We start from the raw sequence: 5620 nt of genomic DNA, 5'->3' as shown, positions 1-5620 counted from the left end.
GCTAAGACGTAATTCGGAAAGCTGAAACTGAGGGGAAACATGAATACCCAATTGTTGATTTATCGCAGCGCCGTCCCGGTCACCGGAGCGCGCCACTTCGACTGCTCGGTCGAGGCGCGGCAGGACTATGCCTTCAGCGGCGAGGTGAATTCGGTCCCGCTGATGGCGGTCGAGTTTCCGTTTGCGGCGAGCGAATACCCGATCGTTTTCGTGGCGTCGGAAAACGATGTGCTGCCCGCCGTTATCCTCGGGCTGCGCGACAAGCAAAATCTTTACCTCACCGAGGATGGCGCCTGGGACGCCAAATATGTGCCGGCCTTCGTGCGCCGCTACCCGTTCGTGTTCTCCAAGGATGAAGACCGGTTCTTGCTGTGCATCGATGAGCGGTTCGAGGGGTTCAACCGCGAGGGCCGCGGCGAGCGGCTGTTTGACCAAGACGGCAAGCCAACACAATACGTAGAGAGCGTCCTGAAATTTCTGCAGGATTACCAGGCACACTTCCAGCGGACTCAGGCTTTCTGCGCCAAGCTCAAGGAACTCGACCTGTTCGAGCCGATGCAGGCGCAAGTCTCGTTCGGGCCGGGGAGCCAGTTCTCACTAAGCGGCTTCATGGCGATCGACCGCGCCAAGCTCAAGGCGCTGAGCGGCGAGACGCTTTCGGCTTTGGCAAAGACTGACGAATTGGAGTTGATGTATCTGCATCTCAACTCGATGCGCATCTTCGATCGGTTGAAGGATCGCCTGGGGCGCCAGCAATTGCAGGGTACCGTGGCTGCTGCTTCGCGCGACGATGGCGAGGAGCCCGACGCAGGCGAGCCTGAGAAAGTCGAAGCCAACGAGGCATCGCACCATCCCGCTGATGCACCGGTCTAGCGGTGAGGCGTAAACCCCTCTGGGTCGCGTAGAGCATCTCATGGACGCTGCAACGTCGATCTACTCAACCGAGGCCGATGAACTCGCCCGCGAAGAGGCCTTCAACTGGTCGAGATTCTCGAGCGCAAAGGATAGCGGCGAGTTCTGTGCCAGTTGGCTTGCGATACTGTGCCTGCAATTGGAGCGCGTCAAAGCGGCATTCCTGGTTCTGGGGCCGGACGAGAAGGGCGCCTACACGCCCGCCGCCGTCTGGCCCTCGCAGGCGAAGAACCTGCAGTACCTTGCCCCGGTCGCGGAGCAGGTGCTCAAGGAGCGCCGTGGCATCGTCGTTTCCGATGATCGTAGCGTCGCCGAGCTGCGCAAGACGGCTTTCATCGGGTACCCGATCGAGGTGTCGGGCGTTCTGTACGGCGCCGTGATCCTCGACGTCACTTCGAGCACGGGACTTGCGCTGCAAGGCATGCTCCGCCGCGTCCACTGGGCCAGTGCCTGGTTGGTCGACCGATTCCGGCAACAAAGCCTCACCGTCCGAGAAAGCCAGTTCGGCCGCACTGCACAAGCGATGGATGTACTCGCGGTGGCAGTTCACGAGCGGACGCTGACAGCAGCCGCACTCGCCGTTTGCAACGAGCTCGCAGCCCGCCTGGATTGCCAGCGCGTCAGCATCGGCTTCCTCAAGCGCGGTGCCATCGAGGTCTCGGTCATCTCAAACACCGCGACCTTCGATGCGCGGATGAACCTTGTGCGCTTCATCAATGAGGCGATGGATGAGACGCTCGATCTCGACGACACGGTGATCTACCCGCCGGCGGAGGCAGGCGATCTGGCGACGATCGCGCACGCCGAGCTGGCGAGTTCCTTCAACGACACCGGCATCTGCTCCGCCCCGCTATTGGACGATGGGCATATTGTCGGCGTGATGACGCTCGAGCGCAGCAACTCCATGCCGTTCGAGCCTCAGACTGTTGAGCTGTGTTCAACGCTCGGCCGCCTTCTCGGCCCGATCTTCGCGCTCAAACAAGAGAACGAACTCGGAACCCTGCGGCGGACGGCGCGCTCGTTCAGCTCTGTCGGGGAGGTCGTGCTCGGGCCGCGGTACCTCGGCCTCAAGGCTGTGCTTGCTGCATTTCTTGCGGTGGCTGCGGCCATGGCTTTTGTCAAGGACACCTATCGAGTCCCGGCGAAGACCGTCGTTGAGGGGCTTGTGCAACGCGCGGTCGTCGCGCCGTTCGAAGGGCACATCGCCGAGAGCAAGGCGCGGGCGGGCGATACGGTGAAGGCAGGGCAGCTGCTTAGCCGGCTGGATGATCGCGAAATCAAACTGGAACTGGCGAAGTTCGCCTCGGAACGCGAACAGCTCGTGCGCAAGCAGCGGCAAGCGCTCGCGGCACAGGATCGCGGCAGCTTGGTGGTGCTGTCGGCCCAGATCGCCCAAGCCGAAGCGCAGATGGCCTTGGCGAACGACAAGCTGAGACGGGCCACACTGACGGCGCCGATCGACGGCGTAGTGGTAACGGGCGATCTTAGCCAACTGCTCGGCACACCGGTCGAGCAGGGCAAGTTGCTGTTCCAGATCGCGCCGATGGATGCGTACCGCATCGTACTGGACGTCGACGAGCGCGATATCGCGTTGGTCCGGATCAGCCAGAAGGGGCAGTTGACCGTCACAGGCCTGCCTGACGATCGCCTCGACTTCACCGTGCAGCAGATAACGCCGGTGGCGAAGGGGCAGGACGGACGCAATTTCTTCCGCGTCGAGGCGCGGCTTGACTCGGCGTCGGATCGGATCCGACCAGGAATGGAAGGCGTCGGCAAGATTTCGACGGTCGAGAGTAGCCTGATCTGGATCTATACGCGCGGTTTGATCGATTGGACGCGGACGCTGATCTGGAAATTCATGCCGTGAAGGAGCTTGGGACCGGAGCGTGACTACGCCGACACTCAGCAGTTTGTGGTACCGCGTCTCGGCCCTGCGGCCGCGGCTCCGATCGCATGCGCGCCTCTTTCGGCACCAATATCGCGGTGAAGTCTGGTTCGTCTTGCAGGACGCTGCCTCGGGAAGGTCCCATCGCTTCACCCCGGCGGCGCGGCTACTTATGGCGCTGATGGACGGGCGGCGAACCGTCGAGGACATTTGGGAGATCGCCAATCGCCAACTGGGCGAAGATGCACCGACCCAGGACCAGGTCATACAGTTGCTCGGCCAGCTCCACGCGCGTGACCTGCTGCAAAGTGACATGTCGCCCCGGGTGACCGAGCTGCTGGCGCGCGGCGAGCGTGAAGAGCGGATGCGCTACCGGCATTCCTTCGGCAATCCGATGGCAATTCGCTTGCATCTCTGGGATCCGGATGCCTTCCTCAATCGAATTCACGGCCTGGTCCGGCCGCTGTGGACCGTCTGGGGCGCGTTTCTGTGGCTTGCAGTGGTGCTACCGGCGCTGGTGCTCCTGCCGCAGCATTGGCCCGACCTCAGCCACAGCTTCCGCGATCAGGCGCTGTCGGTCGACAATCTGTTCGTGGCGTTCTTGGTGTTCCCGGTGCTGAAAATCCTGCACGAGATGGGGCACGCGACGGCGACAAAGGCGGGAGGCGGTGAGGTCCACGATCTCGGCGTGCTGTTTCTCGTGTTTCTTCCCGTGCCCTATGTCGATGCAAGTGCGTCAGCCACCTTCAAATCGAAATATCAGCGCGCATTGGTCGGCGCCGCCGGCATGCTGGTCGAACTCTGCTTCGCGGCCATCGCATTTCTGCTGTGGACGATGGTGGAACCGGGGGTCGTCCGTGCCGTGCTGTTCAATGTCACGGTGATCGCCGGGGTTTCGACCCTAGTCTTCAACGGCAATCCGCTGTTGCGGTACGATGCATATTACATCTTGGCCGACCTCATCGAAATTCCCAATCTGGCGTCGCGCTCGCTCAGATACTGGTCCTACTTGTTCGAACGCTATGTGTTCGGCGTCGAGGAGGCGACTTCACCAGCTGCCGATTGGGCCGAACGATGCTGGCTGCTGTTTTACGGTTGCGCCTCGACGCTCTACCGGATCGGCGTCACGATCGTGATCGCGATCTACATCGCCAGTCATTTCTTCATAGTCGGCGTTCTGCTCGCTTTGTGGTCGCTCGGTGCCATGGTGCTGCTGCCGGCGATCAAAGGCGCCCGGCATCTGGTCGGCCACCCGCGTTTACGACGCAGGCGCCTACGCGCCATCGCGGCAACGACTGCAATCCTTGGACTTGCCGTCGTCTCGATCTTCCTGTGGCCGGCCCCGGGCCACACATCCACCGAGGGTGTGATCTGGCTGCCCGAAGAGTTCTTGTTGCGGACCGGCGCCAACAGCTTTCTGGAAAACGTGTTGGTGTCGCCGGGAACGACGGTCAAACCGGGCGATGTCGTCATGGTCTCGCGCGATCCGGCCTTGACCACGCAAGTGCGCGTTGGCGAGGCGCGTGTCGTGGARCTCGTAGCGACCTATGCGATGGAACTCGCCAGCGACCACAACAAGGCGCAGATCACGATGGAACGGCTGCTGCAGGAGCGGGCCGCTCTCGCGCGTTTGCGCGAACGGGAGTCAGAACTCACGATCCGCGCCCAGAGCACGGGCCGGTTCATCGGGCCGCAGATCGAAGATATGGTCGGTCGATTCTATCAACGCGGCGAACTGCTCGGCTACGTCATCGGTGAAACAGTCCCGCTGATCCGTGTGATCATCGCACAGGATGCGGTCGACAAGGCCAGGCTTGACACGCAGCGGGTGGTACTCAAGCTAGCGGGCCAGCTCGACAAAACGCTCGAGGGCCGGATCGTGCGCGAGGTGCCGGCTGGTGAGGAGTTTCTCCCCAGTCGTGCACTGACCACCGAGGGCGGCGGCCAGATTGCGGTCGATGCGCGCGACCAGAAGAACATCAAGGCTTTCGAGCGCATGTTCCAATTCGATATCGAGCTCAAGGATCCAGGCCTGGTTCAATACTTCGGGCAGCGCGCCTTCGTGCGCTTCGAGCATCGGCCTGAGCCACTCGCCTTCCGTTGGTACCGCGCCGGACGGCTGCTGTTTTTGTCTCGCTTCGGAGTCTAGCGCATACTCCAATCTTTTAAATGAGCGCGAATTCTTCTCTGTCGACCGATTTCGGGCGAACGGAAAGGGCACTTGCGGTCGCGGTATCATGGGGGCGATCTTGAACGGGAGGCTAACTCTCAATGAGCTGCTCGCGGATGCGGGTGTGCTCGCGACCGGCACACCGTACTCGGAACGGCGAGAGCTGCCGAGCACCTGGCATGACCGGATTGGGCAGTTCATTACGACCTCGACAAGATCGGTGGCGCATGCCGTTCGCAGCCCGAGCACGGCCTTACGGGCCATCCTGCTGGAAGTCGAGAAGCACGATATGGCGATGCGGCAGCTTTCGGATGCGCAGCTTCGAACGCTTGCAGCAGGACTTCGCCGACGGCTGCGGCGCAATGGGTTGGAAGCTCCGATGGTTGGCGAGTGCTTTGCGCTGGTGCGTGAAGCGGCGACGCGCACGCTGGGCATCCGCCACTATGATACCCAGCTGCTCGCGGGGTGGGGACTGATCCAAGGCAAGCTGGTCGAAATGGCGACTGGCGAGGGCAAGACGCTGTCTGCGACATTGGCGGCCAGCACAATGGCGCTCGCGGGCGTGCCGGTGCACGTGATCACGGTCAATGACTATCTCGCCCAGCGGGATGCTGACGAAATGGCTCCGCTCTACAGTTTCCTCGGGCTAAGCG

At 62.1% G+C, this 5620-nt stretch carries 3 protein-coding genes and 1 pseudogene; all 4 read left to right on the top strand.

All coding sequences use genetic code 11. The features are described from left to right. The first annotated feature begins 39 nt into the window (after positions 1-39). Positions 40-873 carry a SapC family protein gene (locus tag AC1D34_RS01750; protein WP_476823339.1) on the top strand — a complete coding sequence of 278 codons (834 nt, stop codon included), beginning with the start codon at positions 40-42 and terminating at the stop codon, positions 871-873. A 40-nt stretch (positions 874-913) separates the two neighbouring features. Further along, positions 914-2779, top strand: coding sequence for a GAF domain-containing protein (locus AC1D34_RS01745; RefSeq protein WP_476823338.1), 1866 nt, complete (start codon positions 914-916; stop codon positions 2777-2779). Between the two features lie 19 nt (positions 2780-2798). Next, positions 2799-4946 (top strand): site-2 protease family protein, encoded by a 2148-nt coding sequence (locus AC1D34_RS01740; protein WP_476823337.1) that lies wholly within the window; start codon positions 2799-2801, stop codon positions 4944-4946. Positions 4947-5091: 145 nt separating this feature from the next. Further along, positions 5092-5620: pseudogene (locus tag AC1D34_RS01735) on the top strand (preprotein translocase subunit SecA); the annotation flags it as partial.

The organism is Allobosea sp. P1_A7, assembly GCF_056406775.1.
The sequence above is the reverse complement of the archived record's forward strand: the minus strand, read 5'-3'. Positions and strand labels throughout refer to the sequence as shown.